A 21,034-nucleotide genomic window follows, 5' to 3' on the forward strand; every position below is an offset into this window, starting at 1 on the left:
GCAAAGTTAAACGGCCTCAGTCCCACGGAATTCAGAACTAAGGCCGCTTAAAACTTTTACTTATTTGTACTGTCTACTTGACGGGGTGCAGTTCATTCTTCAAGGGCAGGCTGTTGGCTTATATGTTTTAGATTGGCAGCTTAGTTTTTCACGAGCAGTACTTCTTCAACAGAAGCATATGGCAGGTTGTGAGCGTCCGCTACTGCTTTGTAGCTTACTTTTCCGTCGATGACGTTTACGCCTTTTGCCAGTGCTTTGTTGTCGCGGATCGCTTGCGCGTAGCCTTTGTTTGCCAGTTGAACCGCATAAGGTACGGTTACGTTGGTCAGAGCCAGTGTGGAAGTGCGAGCAACCGCACCTGGCATATTTGCTACTGCGTAGTGAATCACGCTGTGTTTTTCATACGTTGGGTTGTCATGAGTCGTGATGCGGTCGATCGTTTCGATGGAACCACCTTGGTCGATCGCTACGTCTACGATTACGGAGCCTGGAGTCATGTCTTTTACCATCTCTTCGGTTACGAGACGAGGAGCACGAGCGCCAGGGATCAGAACGGCCCCTACCAAAAGGTCAGCTTTTTTCACAGCGTTTGCGATGTTGAAGGAGTTGGAGATCAGTGTTTGCACGCGGCCTTGGAACAGGTCGTCGAGTTGACGCAGGCGATCAGCGTTTACGTCGAGGATCGTCACGTTTGCACCCAGTCCGAGCGCCATTTTCGCTGCATTCGTACCTACGATACCGCCGCCGATTACTACTACTTCGCCTTTTGGAACGCCAGGTACGCCACCGAGCAATACGCCTTTACCGCCGTATTGTTTTTCGAGGAATTGCGCACCGATTTGTACGGACATGCGGCCTGCTACTTCAGACATTGGCATCAAAAGCGGCAATGCACCATTGTCGAGCTGAATGGTTTCGTAAGCGATCGCAATCACTTTTTTCTCCATCAGCGCACGAGTCAGCTCAGGCTCTGGAGCCAGGTGCAGATACGTGAACAGGATTTGGCCTTCGCGGAAATGACCGTACTCAGATGGTAGTGGCTCTTTTACTTTCATGACCATCTCGGCAGCCCAAACTTCTGCAGCCGTGTCAACGATTTTGGCGCCTTGTGCCGCATAGTCTTCATTTGTGAAGCCGCTGCCCAGACCTGCGTTGTTTTCTACGAGTACGCTGTGTCCGTTTTGTACAAGCGCTGCTACACCAGCTGGGGTGATGGCTACGCGATTTTCGTTGTTTTTAATTTCCTTCGCAATTCCGACGATCATGATAGGTAGTCCTCCTTGGAAACGCCGATTTGGTGAGATTGGTATCATTGTACAGCGTTTTTTGCGTCCATTTCCTTGGGGATTCCTTTAATCTTGTCGTCCTCTTGTTTGTGAAAATTCACAAACGAACTACCGTTCGCTATTTAACTTCTCCATTTTCAGCTCCAGATAGAGCGCAGCACGCTGATTCATGTTCTCCAGATCCACTCGGATGATCTCTTCGATCCGGCGAAGTCGATAGCTCAATGTGTTGATATGCACATGCAGGCGCTGCGCCGTCACATTGACTTTGCCTGCTGCGTCCAAAAACGTCTCCAGTGTCTCCAGCATGGCCGTCTGGTTGTCCCTGTCGTACAGCTTGAGCTGCTCGATACGCTCGTTGCGGTAGCCCTGCTCCTCTTCCCACTGCTTTACCTGCAGCAGGTAGCGATAGATTCCGAGCTCGTGATACCCGTGAATGCTGTCCGTCTCACGCGGAAAAAGCTTTTTCACCTTTACGGAATGAAGAGCTTCCCGATAGCTTTTCACGATGTCCGTGTACGCCGTGTACGAAAGGCCATATCCAGCCGTGACCTGTCCCTCGCTGACGTGCGCTTCCAGCTTTTCCAGCGAGTCGGACAGAAATTGCCTCACTTTGCGGATCAGCACGTCGCTCTGATCCTTTTTGGCGCCAGCCTCCGTGAGACCGATCAGCAGGATGATTTGTGAACCGTCAACGACCCAGTACAGCTTGTCGCGCATCATCAGCGGGTACAAATACTGATCGAGCCTCGACGCACCCGCTGCCTCGACCACACAAATCAGGTAAGAAGCAGGCAGCTGCATCTGCAAGCTGTCTGCTTTTTGCCTGATCGCGACTTCACTCGTATGATTGCCAAGCAGAAGCTCCCACAAAAACTCTTTTCTCCGCTGTTCCTCCGCTTTGCGCTTCCCCTGCCGCTGCATCAGCCTCGACACAGCCGCGCGAGCAGCCTGACGCAGGATTTCATCGTCACCTTCTGTAATCGGCCGGTTCACTTCCTGCGCCCAAATGTAGCCCAGTACATCACTACTGCGGCGGATTGCGATGGCCACCCGCTTTCCCAGACCGATTTCATCCTTTGCCGGTACATGTACCGGATCGTCCTGCGTCAGCAGCGCCTGGAAAACACCGTCTTTCCAAAGACGCGTCAGTACTTTCTCCGGAACCCTGCGCCCCATGATCGTCGACCAGCGCGCCTGATCCGTGCTTTCTCCATGCGAGCTGTACGCGATGAGTTTGTGATCAGCGTCCTCGATCGTTATCGGATTTTGCAGCAGCTCTCCAATCACATCGGCTAATTCATCGATATCAGCGTTCTGATACTGTTGAAAATAATTCGGTTGAAGAGACAAGAATTCCACCTCAGATACGATAGATAATAGCAAGGGGCGTACGAGCCTCTCATGACGTGCGCATCGAATTCACACAGAGAAAGCGAACGATCTCCCGAGTGCGATTGAACCAATTGTGGGGGGTAGAAGAATCCATGTGAATGCTGTCTCCCGGGTACAGATCGTGCTCCTCTTCCCCTAGCAGCAAGGTGAGTACGCCTTCGAGAACGTACACGAACTCCTGACCTTTGTGCACAAATGGGGTCCCCTTCTCATCATGAGGCTTGAGTGTGACCAGAATCGGCTCCATCGCAGGATTTTCGAGATCGCCGGACAGATCCTCGTAAATAAAAGGAGAGGGGTGGTTGTGGACAGACGTATGGCCTCCCCTTCTCAGCTTGGTTTTCGATTGGGCAGGTGCATCCGCGAAAAAATAGCTCGGACTGACATCCAGCGCTTCTGAAATTTTCTTTAGTGATTCCAGCGTGATCGAGGATTTCCCCCGCTCCACCTGTGACAAAAAGCTTATGGAGAGTTCTGTTTTTTCAGATATTTGCTTGAGTGTTTTCCTTTTGCCGACACGTAAAGACTTGATGAGCTTTCCCATGTTTGTATCCATTTACGTTACCTCGTAATAGGCAGGATATCTCTATCATACCTTTTGCCAGTCAAAGGTGCAAAGGATTCGCCCGTCCCAGCAACGGAATTGGCAGAACGCCGCATCTCTGTTTTTGCGGTTGCTACAATCCTTGTTACACTTTATAATTTTCCTAAACAGCGCTCTTCGGGAGACTTTTTTTATCTCATGTAATTGAAGTGACACTTCAATTTTGACGCCCGCTGTCTCTGCGCTCGCTTGTTATCTGGTATGGACTTGACCATTGCTTGGGAGGCGCAGCACGTCTTTCTGTCGAATAGTCCTGCGAGGGCATATGTGGGCTTTTTAGGATGGATTGGAATCTACAGGGGCAATTCCCCTTATGAAAGAGAGGAAGGATCACATGCTGGTTTTGACCCGGGAAGATATTTCACGCATCTATACTATGAAAGATTGTCTGCAAGACGTGGAAAAGGTATTTCGTGATCATATAGAAGGACGTGTGGTAACCCCTGTCCGCACAGCCATCGATCACCCCAAATACGGCGCAACCAGCCTGTACATGCCCTCTTACCTGGAGGCGGACGATTATGTCGCAGTGAAGGTCATCAGCATTTTTCCTGAGAACCATGCCCATGGAATCAAGGCTCTCCAAAGCGTCATTCTCCTGTCGGAAGCGAAAACCGGACAGCATGTGGCGATGATGGACGCCAGCCTGCTTACGGTAATGAGAACGGGTGCCAGCAGTGGTGTAGCGACCAAATACCTCGCCAAAGAGGATGCCACAAGCTGTGCCGTCCTTGGGTGCGGCGCACAAGCTCTGGGACAGGTCCAAGCTGTCATGGAGGTGCGCGCTTTAACGGAAATTCTTCTGTACAATCGCACAAAGGGGAAAGCGGAAGAATTGAAGGAGACGCTCCTCGCCCACGATCCGAATTGGAACGGAACGATCAAGATCGTGGAGGATGCAAACGAAGCCGTCGCACAAGCAGATATCATCATCTGCAGCACGAAAGCGACAGCTCCCCTCTTTGACGGTGACAACCTCCGGCCAGGCGCGCACATCAACGCGATCGGTGCCTTCCTGCCGCATATGCAGGAGGTCGATCTGACCACACTGATCCGAAGCAGCAAAGTCGTCGTGGATACCGAGGAAGGCTGCCTACACGAAGCAGGTGATCTGCTCATCCCTGTCAGCAGAGGGGAATGGAGCTTTGATCAGCTTCACGCCGAGCTGGGAGAGATCGTTGCCGGCAAAAAGGCTGGACGCGATCATGCGGATGAGATCACGTTGTACAAATCAGTCGGTATTGCCTATCTCGATACAGCGGTTGCGAAATCGGTATACGAACGAGCATTGGCTGCCGGCGTCGGAGTCAGTATCAACCTCTAGCTCCGAACAGAGCAATAAGACCGCCTGTCCCCTGGAGGATGGGCGGTCATTCTCTTTCATCATTGCAGGATCCGTGTGATCGCGTCTAAAATCTGTTCTTTCTGGAATGGCTTCACGACAAAATCTCTCGCGCCCTTTTTCATGGCTTCGAGCACTTTTTGACGGTGACCGAGCGCAGAACAAATCAGCACTTTGGCATTTCCATCGTAATCCAGAATCTCTTCCATCGCGTCGATCCCGTGCATTTCCGGCATCGTAATATCCATCGTCACAATGTCCGGCTTCAGGAGCTTGTATTTTTCGATTGCCTCCAAGCCGTTGCAGGCTTCCCCGCAGATCTCGTGCTTGGCACCTACCATATCGGTCAGCATACGTCTCGTAAAGGCAGCATCGTCTACAATCAGTACTCGGGCCATGATGTCCCAATCCCCTCGCTTCACTAACTCACGTCTACTTTATAATTTTGCAGAATTAGAAGCGGTTGTCCACGAGAGATAATGACTTCTTTTGTCGAATTCACCTTGTAATTGTCGAACACATAAAAAAATCTCAAAATTAAGTTGTTCAATCCCCTTTTTTCTCGAACTAAGGAGATACAAAACCGATGGGGCGGTCGTTTTCTCCTGCACTTCCGCTTTCGGTATGTCCAGTCGATTCGTTTCCAGCAAGCGGACTTTCCGGTTTGGGATGCGGAGTCGTTTCGCCAATCTCTGGAAGTTCCACCTGTCTTACTTCATCCGGTATTTCCGTTTGCGGCATTTCCACCAGATCGTTTTCCATGTTCATGTTAACTCCCTTCCTTTCCCTGCCTAGGTTGGTATTCCCCTTTATCATTGTCCCGCCTGCCCTTTTCCATTCTCCCACGCTGCATGATTCCACTTCACTCTTTTTCCCAGAAGGATTTTCCCCGATATAAAGAGAAGATTGTTTATTTGCCATTTACACACAGAATTACTTTTGCCATGATCTGGAGGCGCTTCTCATGCCCAAAATACAGCCATTCCCTGCCTTGTTTGCTGGCTTGGTCATCGGGATGCTTTTGCTCATTACGAGCCAGTTTTTGATCAGTATGAATCATCTGCGCGTTCTCAACGAGCGTGGCTACTCAGCAGAAAAGCTGCGGGTCGCTTTGCTTCTCGAAGGTCCTACCTATGATCAAGGATGGAACAGCAGCGCACTGGAGAGCATGACGGAGCTTCAGAAAAAGTTCGGCTTCACTCTGGAAGTTGCCAATAATCTCAAGCCTGAGCAAATCAAGTCAGCTGCCATCAAATTTGCATCCAACGACTACCAGTTCGTTCTCGGGCATGGCGTCATTTTTTCCGAGCCATTCAATCAAGTCGCACGATCCTACCCGAAAACGCACTTTGTTTCCTTTAATGGCGATGCACCCAATCGGAATCAAACAACGATTCGCTACGATATGAAGCCTGCCGGTTACATGGTTGGATTCTTGGCAGCCAAGATGTCCAAGACAGGCAAGGTCGGCTACATCATGGTGGACAAGACGCCTGAATACGCGCAAGTCCAGGGGTTTCGCGAAGGCGTGAAAAAGGTCTCTGCGAACAGTTCGGTCTTCGTAGGGAAGGTTCCTGACTTCAACGATTCTCCTAGTGCAATCAAGATGACGCAGAAAATGATTGCCCAGGGCGTCGATGTGATTTACACAACGGGAGACAGCTTCAACCTCGATGTCATCACGGAAGCACAGCGCGCCAAGGTCTACACCATCGGCTATATTGCCGACCAGCGTTATATCGCCCCGGATTACGTACTCATCGCAATGATGCAGGATGTGCGCCAATGCTATCGTATGATCATGGAGGCTGCTATGCAAAACAAGCTGCCTAGGGGAACTGTGATGTACGGCTTGGGAGAGGGCGTCAATCAATTCAGTCCGTTTGGGCCAATGGTTCCACAAAAGATTCGTGAAGAATTCAATCGGGAGCTGGAGAAGTTTCTTCAGCGCCCGGTTTCGTATGGAGGTTAACCCTTATGTCTGTATTTTCCAATCTGGGCTTCCAGAAGAAAATGATGCTCAGCTACCTCGTCATGATGCTCTTGATCGGCTGTGTAACCAGTCTGTTCAGCTATCAAATGACAAAGGTCACTTCAGACGAGATGTATTTAACCCAGCATCTCCTGCCGCAAACGAGCGCCCTGCTGGAAGTCAAAAACCAGATCTACACAAAGACCTTCGCGCTGAAAACCTATACACTCACGCGGGATCAATCCTATCTGGACAGCTACTACACGCATCTCATTGACACCTCCCGCTTTGCCGCCGTGCCGCAGACGAAGGAAACTGTCGAGTTCTTTTCCGTTATCGATTCGATTTCGAAGCTGGATTTTCTGTTCTTAAACAAAATCAATCCACTTCTGAAAGCCGACAATGTCCCTGCTGTCAGCTACGTTCTTTTCAACGAAGTCCAGCCATTGCTCGACAAGCTCGAGCGGGACCTTTCTTTTTCCTTGAATCAGCTGGAATACACGACTAACAAAGAGTTCCAACGCACAAATGAAAGCATCCGCGTCTCCCTCATCCTGACCTATTCCGTATCTGTCGCTTCGATGCTGTTTGGTCTGTTCTGCACCTTCTACTTTCGAAACCAGCTTCTGCGTCCTATCCAGTCCTTGATGCAGCAGGTGCGCGAAGTATCCAGAGGGACGTTCGGGCAACAGATCATTTACAAGCATCAGGACGAATTTTTCGAGCTAGCTGAGGAATTCAATAAAATGTCCAGCAATATCGCCACCTTGTTTGCCCAAGACCAGGCGCAAAGACAGGTATTGATCGAGGAGCGAAATCTGCGGGAGCAAATCCTCAATTCGCTCCCTGTCGGTATCATTACCCGCCCCATATCCGCTGACATTCACGTGAACCAGCTTGCACGGGAACTGGTCAAGCTGGATGAAACCGGGCTCCCGCTCACCAAGGATGCAAAGGCTGTGTGGGAAAATGATTCGCATACGCCTTGGTTTGTAAACCGGAAAATGACGTTGCTGAAAAAAGACGGAACCCCCTTCACAGCCCTCGTTTCCTATATTCCTTTGCACAATCATCTGCAGGATACGGAGACCGGCTGGATGGTCGCTCTTTTGGACATCACCGAGCAGGAGCAGGTCCAGGAGTATCTCAATCAATCGGAAAAGCTGGCGATGGTCGGACAGCTGGCAGCCGGTGCAGCCCACGAGATTCGCAATCCTTTGACGGTCATCTACGGCTTTATCCAGCTATTGCAGCAGCAGCTGTCCAAGGAGGAGAAGGAACGGTATTACTTGCCTCTCATCTTGCAGGAAATTGAGAGGGTCAACCAGATTGTCACTGAGCTGTTGATGCTCTCCAAGCCTTCTCTGCCGAATTATCGTGAGGTCAGGATTGCGGAGGTCTTCCACTCCATCTTGCCGCTGATGAACGCGGAGGCAATCCTGCACGGCATTGAAATCGTCTGCGATTGCGATCCAGAAACAAGGCTACACGTCGATGTCGAGCAGCTGAAGCAGATCTTCCTCAATCTGATGAAAAACAGCATCGAAGCCATGAAAGAAGGCGGCATTCTCACAGTAGAAGGCCGCCTGGACGAAAAATATGTGCATATCCACGTTCGAGATACCGGTGATGGCATTTCTCCGGAATACCTCGTCCGCATTTTTGACCCGTTCTTTTCCTTGAAGGAGGACGGAACTGGACTCGGTCTGCCGATCTCTCGCCGCATGGTTGAAAACCATGGAGGCGAGATGCAGGTAAACAGCAAGCTTGGTGCAGGCACGGAAATCATCGTTTCCTTGCCGCGCACGCCTTCTTTCTCTTAATGCTTCTCTTGCAGCCGTGACGGTTCTACGCGCCGCTTTCCCTGTTCATCCAGCCAGGCAAACATGCGGCGCGTATACGACTCGAGAACCGCTCCTTGAAACAAGTGGCTGGCCCCTTCCTCCAGCCACATTTCATACGGCTTCCCCACTTCCTCTAGGGCATGGGCTAGCCTGTGCGCATGCTCGACTCCTACGTTTTCGTCGTCTTCCCCATGAATAATCAAAACCGGACAAGCAATCTCCGAGATGCGGTACAGCGGCGTGCGGTCCCGATAAGCTTCCTCCTGCTTACGTGGATGTCCCACTGTGCGGCGGAGCATGCGGCGCAGGTCTACTCGCTCTTCATAGGTTAAAAAGAGATCACTGACCCCGCCCCACACAACGCAGGAGAGCATCTCCTTACATTCCATTGCAGCCATCAGAGCCATGATGCCACCGCGCGAAAAGCCGTATACGCTAATGCGCGCAGGGTCTACGCCCGGCATCTCGCGCAAAAGCTCGTAGGCAGCAAACACATCGTGACGATCTGCCCCACCGAATTCATCGCGTCCCTCCCCGCCTTCATTGCCACGATAATGAGGAGCGAGCACGACATAGCCAAACTGTGCCATTTGACTGATTCTCTCCGGTCTGACCTTTCCGACGCCCCGTATTCCGCCACGGCAGTAAAGCAGAGCGGGCAGAGCAGGGCCAGTCTCTGCATACGTTTCTGGCACGGCCAATGCCGCCTTGACGAGCAGCCCCTCGCTGTAATAGCTTACGGTGTAGAGTCGAACGCCTTCGACGACTGACTTGTCCTGTGTCATTTTCATCTGATTTCTCCTCCCTCGCCCGCGATGCTGTTTATCCATTGCTCCATCGCCTGCGAAAGCCATTTCCTTTTGTGATAGACCAGTTGAATGAAAAAGGGCTGCCTGCCCGTTTGAAACGGAACAGCCACAACTCCCCCTTCCCTGATCTCCTTTTCCACGGCCATCCGCGGCAGAAGGGCTACCCCAAGACCGCATTGCACACACTGCTTGATCGCTTCCGGATTGCTGAACTGACAGGCGATGCGATAGCTTACTCCAACGTCCTGCAGCAAAGACAGCAGCATACCCCGATATGTACAGCCTTCTTCGGTCACGATCAAAGATGCGTCCTGCAAGTCTTGCACAGTGAGCGCTGAACGAGTAGCCAGCAAATGATCGGGCGGCATGATCATCACCAGCTCCTCCTGGCGTATTACTTTTACCACCAGCTCGTCGTCTGAACAGAGCCGATCGTAGATAAAGCCTATATCCACGAGCCCTTCCTTGATTTGCTGTAAAATGGCAGCTTCACTCCCTGTCTGCAGGACGAGATCGACCGCAGGGATTGCTTGCCGAAAACGCTGCAGGTGAGGCGGTAGGAAAAAAGCCGCCAACGTATCAATGGTTCCGATGCGGACAGGTCCACTCAGCTGCCGACTCACGACCTCCTTAGATTCCCCATACAGACGAATCAATTCTTGCGCGTATGGCAGCAAAACTTCTCCAGCCTGTGTCAACCTCAGCTTGCGGCCAAATCGCTCAAATAAAGGCGCTCCATAGGAGTGCTCCAGCTTTTGCATCTGTGCGGTCACGGTTGGCTGCGCATAGCCGAGCTCTTCCGCGGCCCGGGTAAAGCTGCCCCATCTGGCTATTTCGCGAAAGGTGTGCAGATAAACCAGCTCCATATGACAACCTCCCATAGAAATTAGTAATGATATGAATCAATTAGTATAGATAACTGTGATGATATATCCCATGCTACGCTAAACGCATCCCATTCACAAGGAGGAATCATTGATGTCACTCGTTCTGCAAAGTCCTGCTGCTCTTCCCCAGCAAGCCGCCCATCATTTTCTTTCCAAGCTGTCCGTGGAAACGGATGTCTCTGATGTGTGGAGCGACCTGCAAAATGGTGTCACCGACTTTCTGCTCGTCGATGTACGCAGTGAAAAAGCTTTTCTGGAAGCGCATATCCCAGGTGCTCTGTCACTTCCCCATCCGACCATCTGCGAAGCGTCCACTGCCGCGCTCGACCCCGATAAGCTCCTCGTTGTTTACTGCTGGAGCCCGGCCTGCAACGGCGCGACCAAAGGAGCAGCCAAGCTCGCCGCTCTTGGATTTCGGGTCAAGGAAATGATCGGGGGAATGGAATACTGGAGACGGGAGGGGAATCCGGTGGAGGGTACGTTGGGAACCGATGCCCCATCCATTGGGTAGGCGAAAAGGAAAAAGGACGGGATGTGGATCCCGTCCTTTCGCGTTCCGTTATAGCAAGGCTTAGTAGCCGCGTTTTGCGTTCTTTTTGTTGATCGTCGCAAGGTTCTCTTCGCTATGCTTCATCCATTTTTTGAGTTTGTCCTCGAAGGATGCTCCCGTATCGCGTTTTGCATTTCCTCCGCGGTCTCCCCCACGATATCCACCACCACGGCGCTCTTCACGTTCCGGACGCTCAGGCGCTGGGAGTGCGGCGCGAACCGAAAGCGAGATTTTGCCTGCATCATCAATGGAGAGAACTTTCACTTTTACTTGTGCTCCAACGGTAAAGTGATCATTGATATCCTTTACAAAACCGTTTGCTACTTGGGAAATGTGGACCAGCCCCTGCTCGGTTTCGCTGACTGCTACGAACATCCCAAACGGTTTAATCGCTGTCACTTTTCCCTCGATGATGCTTCCCACTTGTACTGCCATCCAGTTTGCACTCCTTTTATCATTTCCGAAAAATGGTGAGAACCTCAACCCGAAGCCTCATTCTCCTAGTATAACAGAGAAATTCAAATACTGAAAAGCCTATTCTTTCTGCGTTGCCCATAGGAGAGTGTGCCTCTTTGAGAGTCCTGACACCATATCTATTATGACATGGTTTTTCTGGAATACAAGTGAACAATAGTTACCACTAGCAGCATACTGACAGATCCGGAAGCATCTAGCAAAACATCTCCGACCATCCCTGTTCGATCTGGGGTAAACGTTTGATGCCACTCGTCGAGGACTGCCACCAGAAGGCTCAGCAGAGCGCTCCAGGGCAAGGCAACCGCAAAGGAGAGACGGTAGCGCAGCACCCGGTAAAAAACGAGGGCAAGAACCGCGAAGACAGAGAAATGGGTGGCTTTGCGCAAGAAGAACTCGATAAATCCAGCCACTCCTTTTTCCTCGACGCTGATTTCCTTCCCTGCATAGTCCACCGACCAGTCTGCCATCTGCTCTGCCAAGCCATTCTTGTCCACCACTTTCGACAGTGTTCCACGGATGTCTTGTTTGTAGTAGGGCGTAGATGAGGATATGAAGAGCCCGATCAGGATCGCGGCCAACAGTGTAAAGTCAATGAGCTTCCTGTATCTGTGCACGGATGTCCCTCCCCGTTTCTTTTCTGGTCTCTCTATCTTACCTGAGTTTGGGCCATGTGGGGGCTATCTATCTGTACAAAGAAGGCTGCCATTTGTTCTGGCAGCCCTAAGAGGTTCTCTGCGGTTGTTGTTAATCCACTACCGGTTCAAATCATTGGATGGCGCAGACAAAGGCAAAAAGTCCTGATGAGTCAAATCCTTCTTCACAGGAGCATCGTTGTCCATCCGGCGCTTACGCTGCTCTTCCCTTCTTTGCTTGAGCCATTGCTTGCGTTCCTTAGCGTCTTGCTTGCGGATTCGATCATTTTCCCACCAGACGTAAATGCGCTGCAGTACGATCGGGAGTGTGATTTCGACCTTGGTGGCTTGCTTCCACTCGGCGGCATAGTACATGGCTGGCAAAAGAGCGATGACAGCAAATGCCGCGAGCAGCGTACCAAAAAACAAGGTGCTGGCAAAAGAGGCAAACGGATCGATCTCGCCCACCCACCCGAAAGTCAATGGCACCGATGCCAGTGCGACGGCGCCAAACACGGCTGCTTGGCTGGCAAAAGCACGTGCTGTCCCGGCCTGAACCGCATCCTTGATCGTGGATTCCTCAGCCCGGGCCGCGTACAGATCCTCCAACAGCACTAGCGCTTGCTGTACGAGCAAAGCGATTGCTCCTGTCATCCCGTAGATGGCCATACCATTCATCGGTCGATCCATTACGAGCAGCCCCAGCATGACACCGCCCGCCAATACCGGAAGCAGCGCCAAAGCGAAAATGCCGTCACGGGTCCTTCTCTGCAAAAGCAGACTCGCCAAAAGCACAGCGGTAATCACGGCGATTACAGCAAGAACACGCCCACCCCAGTCGGCCTTGTCCGACTGCTCTTCTTTCAGCTTTTTCAGCTCATCCGCATTCAGAACGGAATACCCCTCGGGAATAATCATCGTCTTTTGCATCCGTAGTGGAAGCACATACGCGAGCGAATCGATCCGTCCTGCATCCCGAACTGCACTGCTAACGGTAAACACGTACAGGCCATCTTCTCGCTGATAAGTAGGAGGCTCTTTCCCAAGCTTCCACGAAACGAGGTCTCCCAAATGCACCTTACCTTCCGGAGTGCGGATCAAAATATTCTTCACCTGCTCCGGATATTCCATCCAGTTGTCCGGAAAGCGCACGACAACGGGTACACTTTGCTCATTCCAGAACACGCTGCCCGCCGATTTTTCGCCTAGATAGCTCTCCAGCTGGTGTTTGATTTCCGCCTCAGACACCTGATAGCGTGCCAGCATGTCTGGTTTTGGACGAATTTCAATAATCGTTTTGGCCGTGCCAGTTCCGATTCTTTCGTCGGTAATGATCTCTTGTCCATCCTCATCGCGAGCCGTGTATTTTTCCAGCTGCGTCAGAACCTCCTGTGCGATCGCCTGTGCAGTCAGCAAGGAAGGACCTTTTACCGTAAACTCCAAACGCGTCTTCACATCTTCGCTCGCCACAAACGCGAATGGGTCCGTTCCCGGAATATCCCGGAGCCGCTTATCCAGCTCTTTCTCCAGATCCACTCTCGCCATCGTCCAGTCGTACTTGTCTGCCAGCTTTAGATGGATCGACAAACGTTCTTTGGAGGCAACTGTATAAAGATCACGTACTTCTGCCAAGCTGCGCAGACGCTCCTCGGCGATTTGGGATGCGCGCATGGCTTCATCGATACTGCTGCCCTGTACCATTTCCAGGGACAGGTCCTTCCCGTTGGTCGCAAGCTCCCCGTAATCGTCCACCAGCACAAAGGAATGGAGCATCACGACCACAAAAATGGATACAACGAGTGTGAGTCCATAAGGGAGAAACCCCTGCTTGACCAAGCGTTCCCAGCGTGCGAGTACATAACCTGCCGCTTTCCCTGACAGACGAAGACGGGAGCGCGGGCTTTCCTTTGCCACGGGATGAGTCAGCCATAGTCCTGCCAAAACCGGTGTAAGAAAACCGTAGACGAGAATCAACCCACCCGTTCCGAGAACAAGCACTGGCCAGGCATTATCCAGCACGATTCTGTCCGTTCCCTCGAGAATGTCAGTCATCATCAAGCCCATCCAGCACGACGTCCATACGACAATCGCCAACAGAAGCGGCTTCATCAGCTTCCCGGCGATCCGCAAGCCGCCGAGAAAGGAATCTGCTTTTTGGCAGTGCATTCGGTGAAGCAATGCCGAGCCCGCCCCCGTGAACAGAAGAGCAAAAATGGCGACTGGCCCCACGGTGGAATAGCTCAGTGGGACTCCCGAAAGCCACATCCCTCCAAGCGTGAATCCGGTTGCCATGACAACCGAGAACAGCAACAAGAGGGACACAGCCATTCGCTTGTGAGCGAGATAGAGAAACAGAGCGCATGCGATTGCCGCAGCCGCTGCGAGTAATGTCAGCTGATTAATCGCACCTGACAAGGGCTGTGCATAATCGTCAAATAGGTCGATCCTGTATTTGTCACCTGCCGCTTTGTTGAGAGACTCAATCACATCAGCTGCCTGCTCCCGGATGGAGGGCACCTGCCCCACGTCAGCAGCCAGCAAGGTGATGCCGATCGCAGGCGAACCGCGATACACACTAACCTCGTCCCCTTTGCTGCCTCGCAGATCGCGAATATCTGCCAGCGTCTTCAACGTGACGTATCCCCGGTCTGTAGCGATCAGCTGTTTACCCAGCCCCTGTGGACCTTCCGACATGCTTGTCCAGTAAAAGGCAGATTGGTCCTTGTTTTGACCGACGCTTCCCACTTGCTCGTTGACTACGTCTCCGGGCAGCTGATCCAGCACATCTTTTGGCGTCAGCCCATAGGCTAGCAGCATGGAGGGACGAAAAATCAAGTCTACCTGCTGCTTCGCCGAGCGGTCATCGATCTCTACCCGCGCAACGCCTGGAAGTCGAATCAAATTTTCATAGACGGTATAGCGCGCAATATCAGACAAGGTTTGGACATCGTTGCCATGCAGCACGTAAAACCCGACGCGATTGTCTGCCAGGTTGTCCTGACTGATGCTCCACTCCGTGACAGGAAGCTGCTTCGCTACTTCTCCCAGCCTCTTTTCCAGGCGTTCTTTGTAATCCGATCCAAGCTTCTCCGACGTCTCTACGGTCACCGATGAAGCGCCGGGACGGGACTCTGCTGTGATCGTAAGCGCATCCCCTACTGCACGAACGGATTCTTCTATGGGACGCGTCACCTTTTCATCGATTTTCTCGGATGTCAGCCCGGGTGCTGCCAAATGGATCGTGTACACCGGCACAGGGCGTTCGGGAAAAGTGGTTACGTCCATCCGCAGGAATGCTCCTACCCCAAGCAGGCAGCAAGCGACGGCGAGAAGACGTGCCAAGGCAGGAACACTAGAGACAAACGACCGGTTACTCATCAGCCACCTTCACCGCCTCGCCATCTACTAAATAGGACAGACCGGATCCGACGACCTGGTCTCCTGCTTCCAGACCTTCCAGCACTTCGTAGAACGTTCCGTGGATAGCCCCTAGCTTCACTGGTGTCTTTTTCACCGTATTGTCCTGGATTTTCAACACGTAGTTTTCCTCTTCACTAATCCCGACACTGCTCACAGGCACGAGAGCCGCCTCTTTGCCTTCCCGCGCGTACTGACAGGTGACCGTCATGCCGCCCTTCCAGTTGACCTCGCTTCCCGCCACGGTTACTTCTACCGGATAGGAGCCCAGCGCTTGATCCATCACAGGCGAGACGAAGGTTACCTTCCCTTCCGCTTCCGTCCCATCCTGCGCTTTTACAGTGATTGCCGCGCCTGGCTGCCAGCTGCTGATTTGCTCACTTTCCACCTGCAGTTTGATCAGCCAGGAAGAGGTATCCACCAATCGGATGACCTCGCTTCCGGGACCCGTCTGTTCCGACTGCGCTTGGGGAATCGCAGCCACGATCCCTGAGAACGGGGCCTTCAGTACGGCATCGGCTGCTTCCTGCTTGGCGCGGGAAAGCTCGACGTTTGCCTGCTGCACCTGTGCATTGGCCTCCTCTACATCGAGTCGATCCGCCCCTTTGAGCAGCTTGCCGTACGCGACCTCCTCTTCCTGCAGATCCAGCTTCGCCTGCCGATCCGCCAAAGCAAGCCTGTCCAGCTCGTCTTTGGAGATCGCTCCGCCCGCATACAACGCTTGGGCTTGCGCATGCTCCTGCTCTGCTTTCGCGGCCGTTTGCTTTGCCTTTTCCACCTGCAGCCTCTGCGTCTGCAGCTCATGGGCTTCCGGGCCTTGCGCAGCTTTACTGCGGCGGATGTTGGCACTCGCCACCTGTCCTTGTGCCGCATTTATCCCTTGCTGCAATGCGGCTGTGTCCAGCGTAGCCAATGTCTGCCCTGCCTTGACCACAGCTCCTTTTTGAACCAGGATTTGTGCGATTCTGCCTGATGTCCCAAAGGACAGAGCCAGCTCCTGCCGCGGAGAGACGACACCCGATACCTCCGTCGTGAGGGCATCCTGATTCGGTTCCACTGTATAGGCGTTGACCGTTTTCACCTTGATCACGGTCTCTTCCTCGTTTTTCTTCAACTGAGCGATTTCGCTGTCCAGTTTTTCGCAGCCTGTCAAAAGCAGCGCCACTAATGAAAGAGAGATCCATTTTTTCATACTTTACACTCCCGCAAAGCACGCATATTTCGCCACGTTTCTACCATATAAGAATCATAATTGGCAAAATATATTTTACAGAAATAGTTCGCAGTTGTATCACTTTTCAGTTATTTTTTATATTTTTTTATTAACTCATCCCCACTCCCCATTTATGCTAATTTTTTTCGTATCTATTCGTTTCGTCACTTTTTTGTAACTCGAATCCTGTATGATAGAAAAGAGCAATCTACTTACATTGTTGCGCTATGGATTGTTAGCGCTTACCTATCCATTATTAACGTCATTTTTTCACGATAGGAGTGATCGACATGGCTAAAATTTTCACCTCTTACACAGACATCGTGGCAGATATCCATGATGGAGCAACTCTTTTGGTAGGCGGATTCGGACTCGTAGGGATTCCTGAAAATCTGATCATCGCCTTGCGTGACAAGGGAGTGGGCAACCTCACTGTCGTGTCCAACAACTGTGGAGTCGACGACTGGGGACTTGGGCTTCTGCTGCGCGAAAAGCAAATCAAAAAAATGATTTCCTCTTACGTTGGGGAAAACAAGGAATTCGAGCGTCAATTCCTCTCCGGCGAGCTGGAGGTTGAACTGACTCCTCAAGGTACACTGGCTGAGCGTGTACGTGCTGGCGGCGCTGGCATTCCTGCTTTCTACACTCCGGCAGGCGTAGGTACCCCGATTGCAGAAGGCCGTGAGACACGCGTATTTGGTGGCAAGGAGTATTTGCTGGAGGAAGGCATCACGGGAGATTTCGCGCTGATCAAAGCGTGGAAGGCCGACAAAATGGGCAACCTCGTGTTCCGCAAAACGGCTCAAAACTTCAACCCAATGATGGCGGCTGCCGGAAAAATCACGATCGTCGAAGTAGAAGAAATCGTGGAAACAGGCGAGCTCGACCCTAACCAAGTTCATACACCAAGCGTCTATGTGCAACGTATTATCCAGGCGCCATCTTTCGAAAAACGAATTGAGCGCCGTACCGTCCGCTCCTAACTTTTGCGGAAACGAACGCCATTCATAAGGAGGACACTGATATGTCGCTGACTCGTGAACAAATCGCCACTCGTGCTGCTCAGGAAGTCGAGGATGGCTTTTACGTAAACCTGGGGATCGGGATGCCTACACTGGTAGCCAACTACATCCCCGAAGGCAAAACTGTTGTGCTGCAATCGGAAAATGGCCTGCTCGGAATCGGGCCGTATCCGACAGAAGCAGAACTCGATCCAGATCTGATCAATGCCGGTAAAGAAACCGTTACCGCTATCCCAGGTGCCGCTTACTTCTCTAGTGCTGAATCGTTTGCGATGATCCGCGGTGGACACATCGACCTCGCTATCCTCGGTGCGATGGAAGTATCCGCGCAGGGCGATCTGGCAAACTGGATGATTCCAGGTAAAATGGTAAAAGGCATGGGCGGAGCGATGGACCTGGTGCACGGCGCGAAAAAAATCGTCGTCATCATGGACCACGTGAACAAACATGGTGAAACCAAAATCTTGAATGAGTGCGCACTCCCTCTCACAGGGAAAAAGGTCGTGAACCGCATCATCACCGACCGTGCTGTACTCGATGTCACCCCTGAGGGTCTCGTCCTCGTGGAAGTGGCAGAAGGCTACACGGCTGAAGACATTCAGGCGTGCACCCAGCCTCAGCTGATTGTCTCCCCTGATCTGAAAACGATCGGGCTGTAAGCAGCAACCGCATCATAACCACATTCATTCCTTGACCTTGGCGCAGATGCGCGGGGTCTTTTTTTACAAATTTTGCGCTCAGACACCCGCGAAGTCGCTTCCGGACTGCTCGCGGTATATAATACGTAGGCAGACTACTTTTACGCGATTGGAGAGGCGATGCGAAATGAACGAAACAGTCGGTTGTCTCCTCATTCATGGCTTTGCCGGAGACATTAACGACATTCTTCCCTTGGCGATACGACTGCGCGAAGAAGGCTACCAGGTGGAATGTCCCACGCTAGAAGGACATGGAACCACACGTCGCCAAATGGCAAAAAGCACCCGTCATGACTGGCTGCGCTCTGCAGATGAAGCCTACAAGCGGCTGCGCATGCGTGCGGATTCGATTGTCGTTATCGGCTTTTCGATGGGAGGGCTGCTTGCTTTCCACCTGACCACCAACTATCCGGTGGAGCTGCTCATCACCCTCAATACGCCATACAAATACTGGGACGTAAAAGAAGCCCTCCACTACTTGCGCGAAGACTTCCCTACACATTCCCGCCGCTACATACACGGTATCGGCAGAATTCCCCTGAGCAGCATGGTCCAGTTCCGCCGTCTTTTATCTGAGACCAAGCCGCTGCTGCCGAAGATCACCACTCCGTACGTGCTTTTGCAAGCTCGCCACGACGATACGGTACACGCCGTGAGTGCAGAAATCCTGGCTTCCACTGTGAACGAAGCCGCCTCTGCGGAAATCAGCTGGTATGAACACTCCAACCACATGATTTTGCACGGACCTGACAAAGAAGAGGCGATTGCACATGTTCTGACAAAAATCAAAGCGCATTTCGCTTCCAAATACGAGACTGCTGATACCCCCACCAGATCGCCAGAGCCAGCAAGATAAGGGCGATCCCCCCGAACATGGACTCCAGTCCCAGACGACCGTCCAGCCAAAAGGCAAGCAGCGGCCCAAGTGCAGCTCCTATATCCGTCACGACCGAGTACACGGTCATCAGTGCCGTGCTGTTTGCCTGTCTGGCCGCCTCATCTGCTGCCAACGCATCCATGACCGTAGTCAATACAGTTGCCGTCATTTGGATCCCCAGCAGAAAGCAGACCCAGAACGGAAAGGCAACTGGCGTTTGCAGCAAACCGAAAAACAGAGCTGCTGCGAGAAGTGCACAAGCAAAGATTCGCTTCCTCCCATAACGATCAGATAGCTTGCCAGACCACGGAGCTGCCCACGGCTCCCATCCCCAACGCATTCCTTGAACCAGACTTGCCATGACTGCGGCTCCCAGCACCAGTCCCCCGAACTCAAAGACAGACTGCCGAAGCTCAATAAGCCGGCTCAGCGCGGAGGCGAACATCCCCTGATACACCATCGCGACGACGAGTGCTGTCGCCATGACTGCCCAGACACTTCGCTGCTTCCAAAAGCTCTCGGATATCGCAGCAGCGTCTGTATATACGTGTCGCTTCGAAAAGGAGGGACGTATGTAGCGAAAAACCAGAACCAGTGCAGGCAATGAAAAAAATCCCAATACCACAGCTGTCGTCGCCAAGCCGTAGATCGATGCCAGAAACGCCCCTGCGATCATTCCGCCCAGACTGCCCAATCTGTACAAGCCATTGTACAAGCCCATTAACTGTCCGCGATTGTCTTCCTCCGACACAGATACGATCAGGGAGTACGCTCCCAACCGCAGAAAGGTCCACGCAATCCCCCACACACTGCGCATCACCAGCCACAGCCAAAATCCATGCAGCCCATACGACATCGTGGTGACGAACGCAAGGATGACGGCTGCGATCAGCCCGACTCTTCCCCCTGAGCGCTCGTACCACTTCCCTACCAATGGCCCCAGCGGTACGCGAACCAGCCGATTGACGGAGAGCAGAATCCCGACCTCCCATAGTGAGGAAAGCCCGGCCTCCTGCCAATAGATCGGCAAGACGATGTACAGCATGGAGTCCCCCAACAAGCAAAAGGCGGTTACCAAAGCAACCGCGATGACCTGTGTCTTCCCCTTTATCTCTCTCATGATTTTCTCCTTTGCGCGATCACGCTTCTATGCTATACAGTACAGAGGAGTCCTTCTCATTTCCAATACATATTACTGACGAATTCATAAGCAAACGTGATGAATGGAGAATGATTATGAACCTGCATGCCCTTCGGATCTTCGTAGAAGTAGCGCGAAGAGGCAGTGTCACAGCTGCTGCCGATGCTCTCTCCATCAGCCAGCCTGCCGTGAGCGCACAGATTCGCAAGCTGGAAAACGAGCTGGATATTCCCTTGGTCGCTCCGAATGGACGAGGCATATCCTTGACAGAGGAAGGCCGCTTTCTCTATGAGCAAGCGAGCCGCCTCTATGATTGGGAAAAGGATATCGAGTCGCAGCTCGCAGAAATGAAGGAAGGAACAAAAGGGCGGCTGCGCCTCACCTCCACTTTCCTTCCGTCTCACTACTTGGTTCCCCAGTGGCTCGCGAGCTTCAAGCAGAAGCATCCCCAGGTGGAAGTGGACATTCGTACCGGCAACTCACAGAAATCCATCGAACGGTTGCTGCGCTGCGAAGCCGATCTCGCCATCATTACAAATGAAGTGTGGAATGATCTCCCCATCCAGCGCATCCACCTGATGGACGTCCGATTCTGGTTCATCGTCCCTCCCACCCACCCAATTGCCGGTCGAGAGATTTCACTGGAGGAGCTCGTTCAAGAGCCTTTTTTGCTGCGTGAGCCGGGCAGCTCCACTCGAGAAAAGCTGTTTTCGCTCTGCCGCGAGCATCAAGTCCAGCCACCGCAAATCGGTCTGCAATACCACGGTCTGTTTGAATCGATCCAATCCGTTCGCGCTGGCTACGGTACCATGCTCGCCCCCGAGCTCGCTGTCCGTGAGCCGATTAGCCGCGGCGAAGTGGGACAGGT

General features: G+C 52.4%; 20 protein-coding genes. 8 read left to right on the plus strand and 12 right to left on the minus strand.

Translation table 11 applies throughout. From position 1 onward, the window contains the following. Positions 1-140: 140 nt before the first annotated feature. The 3 genes from ald to EDM55_RS29470 all read right to left on the minus strand — a co-directional run bounded on the left by ald (position 141) and on the right by EDM55_RS29470 (position 3,237). Positions 141-1,265 carry an alanine dehydrogenase gene (ald, locus tag EDM55_RS29460; protein WP_092273525.1) on the minus strand — a complete coding sequence of 375 codons (1,125 nt, stop codon included), beginning with the start codon at positions 1,263-1,265 and terminating at the stop codon, positions 141-143. A 129-nt stretch (positions 1,266-1,394) separates the two neighbouring features. After that, the gene (locus EDM55_RS29465) at positions 1,395-2,639 is read right to left on the minus strand and encodes a PucR family transcriptional regulator (RefSeq protein ID WP_092273528.1); all 1,245 of its coding nucleotides are present in this window, start codon (positions 2,637-2,639) and stop codon (positions 1,395-1,397) included. Between the two features lie 49 nt (positions 2,640-2,688). Beyond that, on the minus strand, positions 2,689-3,237 hold the full coding sequence (locus EDM55_RS29470) for a helix-turn-helix domain-containing protein (protein ID WP_092273531.1): 549 nt from the start codon (positions 3,235-3,237) through the stop codon (positions 2,689-2,691). 382 nt (positions 3,238-3,619) lie between these two features. Here EDM55_RS29470 and EDM55_RS29475 point away from each other — a divergent pair, with 382 nt between their 5' ends. Continuing rightward, complete coding sequence (locus tag EDM55_RS29475; RefSeq protein WP_122962095.1) at positions 3,620-4,609, plus strand: ornithine cyclodeaminase family protein; 990 nt, start codon at positions 3,620-3,622, stop codon at positions 4,607-4,609. A 59-nt stretch (positions 4,610-4,668) separates the two neighbouring features. Here the strand turns inward: EDM55_RS29475 and EDM55_RS29480 are convergent, their stop codons facing one another. Both EDM55_RS29480 and EDM55_RS29485 read right to left on the minus strand, forming a co-directional pair. After that, the gene (locus tag EDM55_RS29480) at positions 4,669-5,025 is read right to left on the minus strand and encodes a response regulator (protein ID WP_092273537.1); all 357 of its coding nucleotides are present in this window, start codon (positions 5,023-5,025) and stop codon (positions 4,669-4,671) included. 169 nt (positions 5,026-5,194) lie between these two features. After that, on the minus strand, positions 5,195-5,395 hold the full coding sequence (locus tag EDM55_RS29485; protein WP_246071149.1) for a hypothetical protein: 201 nt from the start codon (positions 5,393-5,395) through the stop codon (positions 5,195-5,197). 196 nt (positions 5,396-5,591) lie between these two features. Here EDM55_RS29485 and EDM55_RS29490 point away from each other — a divergent pair, with 196 nt between their 5' ends. Further along, entirely contained in the window at positions 5,592-6,599 is a 1,008-nt protein-coding gene (locus EDM55_RS29490; protein WP_092273540.1) for a BMP family ABC transporter substrate-binding protein, read from the plus strand. Between the two features lie 5 nt (positions 6,600-6,604). Continuing rightward, entirely contained in the window at positions 6,605-8,422 is a 1,818-nt protein-coding gene (locus tag EDM55_RS29495) for a sensor histidine kinase (protein WP_122962096.1), read from the plus strand. On the opposite strand, the gene EDM55_RS29500 is transcribed toward EDM55_RS29495, so the two are convergent. Together EDM55_RS29500 and EDM55_RS29505 are read right to left on the minus strand one after the other, a co-directional pair. Beyond that, positions 8,419-9,234, minus strand: a complete 816-nt coding sequence (locus EDM55_RS29500; protein WP_092273546.1) for an alpha/beta hydrolase family protein — start codon at positions 9,232-9,234, stop codon at positions 8,419-8,421. The genes EDM55_RS29495 and EDM55_RS29500 overlap by 4 nt on opposite strands. After that, on the minus strand, positions 9,231-10,118 hold the full coding sequence (locus EDM55_RS29505; protein ID WP_122962097.1) for a LysR family transcriptional regulator: 888 nt from the start codon (positions 10,116-10,118) through the stop codon (positions 9,231-9,233). The genes EDM55_RS29500 and EDM55_RS29505 overlap by 4 nt, the downstream gene beginning before the upstream one ends. A gap of 112 nt (positions 10,119-10,230) precedes the next feature. On the opposite strand from EDM55_RS29505, the gene EDM55_RS29510 reads away from it, so the two are divergent. Then, entirely contained in the window at positions 10,231-10,650 is a 420-nt protein-coding gene (locus EDM55_RS29510) for a rhodanese-like domain-containing protein (protein WP_092273552.1), read from the plus strand. A gap of 60 nt (positions 10,651-10,710) precedes the next feature. Here the strand turns inward: EDM55_RS29510 and EDM55_RS29515 are convergent, their stop codons facing one another. The 4 genes from EDM55_RS29515 to EDM55_RS29530 all read right to left on the minus strand — a co-directional run bounded on the left by EDM55_RS29515 (position 10,711) and on the right by EDM55_RS29530 (position 16,407). Continuing rightward, positions 10,711-11,124, minus strand: coding sequence for a S1 RNA-binding domain-containing protein (locus EDM55_RS29515; protein ID WP_092273556.1), 414 nt, complete (start codon positions 11,122-11,124; stop codon positions 10,711-10,713). Positions 11,125-11,285: 161 nt separating this feature from the next. Further along, on the minus strand, positions 11,286-11,780 hold the full coding sequence (locus EDM55_RS29520; protein ID WP_122962098.1) for a VanZ family protein: 495 nt from the start codon (positions 11,778-11,780) through the stop codon (positions 11,286-11,288). A 138-nt stretch (positions 11,781-11,918) separates the two neighbouring features. Further along, positions 11,919-15,176, minus strand: a complete 3,258-nt coding sequence (locus tag EDM55_RS29525; protein WP_122962099.1) for an efflux RND transporter permease subunit — start codon at positions 15,174-15,176, stop codon at positions 11,919-11,921. After that, positions 15,169-16,407, minus strand: coding sequence for an efflux RND transporter periplasmic adaptor subunit (locus EDM55_RS29530; RefSeq protein WP_092273565.1), 1,239 nt, complete (start codon positions 16,405-16,407; stop codon positions 15,169-15,171). Before EDM55_RS29530 ends, EDM55_RS29525 begins: the two co-directional genes overlap by 8 nt. Positions 16,408-16,718: 311 nt before the next feature. On the opposite strand from EDM55_RS29530, the gene EDM55_RS29535 reads away from it, so the two are divergent. The 3 genes from EDM55_RS29535 (at position 16,719) to EDM55_RS29545 (ending at position 19,004) form a co-directional block, all read left to right on the plus strand. Then, positions 16,719-17,411, plus strand: coding sequence for a CoA transferase subunit A (locus tag EDM55_RS29535; protein WP_092273568.1), 693 nt, complete (start codon positions 16,719-16,721; stop codon positions 17,409-17,411). Positions 17,412-17,452: 41 nt separating this feature from the next. Next, entirely contained in the window at positions 17,453-18,109 is a 657-nt protein-coding gene (locus EDM55_RS29540) for a CoA transferase subunit B (protein WP_092273571.1), read from the plus strand. 166 nt (positions 18,110-18,275) lie between these two features. Continuing rightward, positions 18,276-19,004 (plus strand): alpha/beta hydrolase, encoded by a 729-nt coding sequence (locus tag EDM55_RS29545; RefSeq protein ID WP_122962100.1) that lies wholly within the window; start codon positions 18,276-18,278, stop codon positions 19,002-19,004. Here EDM55_RS29545 and EDM55_RS29550 read toward each other — a convergent pair. Continuing rightward, positions 18,934-20,145, minus strand: a complete 1,212-nt coding sequence (locus EDM55_RS29550; RefSeq protein ID WP_092273578.1) for an MFS transporter — start codon at positions 20,143-20,145, stop codon at positions 18,934-18,936. The genes EDM55_RS29545 and EDM55_RS29550 overlap by 71 nt on opposite strands. A gap of 116 nt (positions 20,146-20,261) precedes the next feature. Between EDM55_RS29550 and EDM55_RS29555 the strand changes: the two genes are divergently transcribed. Continuing rightward, a partial coding sequence (locus EDM55_RS29555; protein WP_122962101.1) for a LysR substrate-binding domain-containing protein occupies positions 20,262-21,034 on the plus strand: 773 nt, incomplete at its 3' end.

Origin of the sequence: Brevibacillus centrosporus (assembly GCF_003710815.1) — a bacterium.
GTDB lineage: Bacteria > Bacillota > Bacilli > Brevibacillales > Brevibacillaceae > Brevibacillus > Brevibacillus centrosporus.

Excerpts from the sequence above, each read along its gene's own strand:
- ald (WP_092273525.1), bottom strand. The coding sequence starts at position 1,265 with ATGATCGTCGGAATTGCGAAGGAAATTAAAAACAACGAAAATCGCGTA.
- EDM55_RS29470 (WP_092273531.1), bottom strand. The coding sequence starts at position 3,237 with ATGGATACAAACATGGGAAAGCTCATCAAGTCTTTACGTGTCGGCAAA.
- EDM55_RS29475 (WP_122962095.1), top strand. The coding sequence starts at position 3,620 with ATGCTGGTTTTGACCCGGGAAGATATTTCACGCATCTATACTATGAAA.
- EDM55_RS29480 (WP_092273537.1), bottom strand. The coding sequence starts at position 5,025 with ATGGCCCGAGTACTGATTGTAGACGATGCTGCCTTTACGAGACGTATG.
- EDM55_RS29485 (WP_246071149.1), bottom strand. The coding sequence starts at position 5,395 with ATGAACATGGAAAACGATCTGGTGGAAATGCCGCAAACGGAAATACCG.
- EDM55_RS29490 (WP_092273540.1), top strand. The coding sequence starts at position 5,592 with ATGCCCAAAATACAGCCATTCCCTGCCTTGTTTGCTGGCTTGGTCATC.
- EDM55_RS29495 (WP_122962096.1), top strand. The coding sequence starts at position 6,605 with ATGTCTGTATTTTCCAATCTGGGCTTCCAGAAGAAAATGATGCTCAGC.
- EDM55_RS29500 (WP_092273546.1), bottom strand. The coding sequence starts at position 9,234 with ATGAAAATGACACAGGACAAGTCAGTCGTCGAAGGCGTTCGACTCTAC.
- EDM55_RS29505 (WP_122962097.1), bottom strand. The coding sequence starts at position 10,118 with ATGGAGCTGGTTTATCTGCACACCTTTCGCGAAATAGCCAGATGGGGC.
- EDM55_RS29510 (WP_092273552.1), top strand. The coding sequence starts at position 10,231 with ATGTCACTCGTTCTGCAAAGTCCTGCTGCTCTTCCCCAGCAAGCCGCC.
- EDM55_RS29515 (WP_092273556.1), bottom strand. The coding sequence starts at position 11,124 with ATGGCAGTACAAGTGGGAAGCATCATCGAGGGAAAAGTGACAGCGATT.
- EDM55_RS29525 (WP_122962099.1), bottom strand. The coding sequence starts at position 15,176 with ATGAGTAACCGGTCGTTTGTCTCTAGTGTTCCTGCCTTGGCACGTCTT.
- EDM55_RS29530 (WP_092273565.1), bottom strand. The coding sequence starts at position 16,407 with ATGAAAAAATGGATCTCTCTTTCATTAGTGGCGCTGCTTTTGACAGGC.
- EDM55_RS29535 (WP_092273568.1), top strand. The coding sequence starts at position 16,719 with ATGGCTAAAATTTTCACCTCTTACACAGACATCGTGGCAGATATCCAT.
- EDM55_RS29540 (WP_092273571.1), top strand. The coding sequence starts at position 17,453 with ATGTCGCTGACTCGTGAACAAATCGCCACTCGTGCTGCTCAGGAAGTC.
- EDM55_RS29545 (WP_122962100.1), top strand. The coding sequence starts at position 18,276 with ATGAACGAAACAGTCGGTTGTCTCCTCATTCATGGCTTTGCCGGAGAC.
- EDM55_RS29550 (WP_092273578.1), bottom strand. The coding sequence starts at position 20,145 with ATGAGAGAGATAAAGGGGAAGACACAGGTCATCGCGGTTGCTTTGGTA.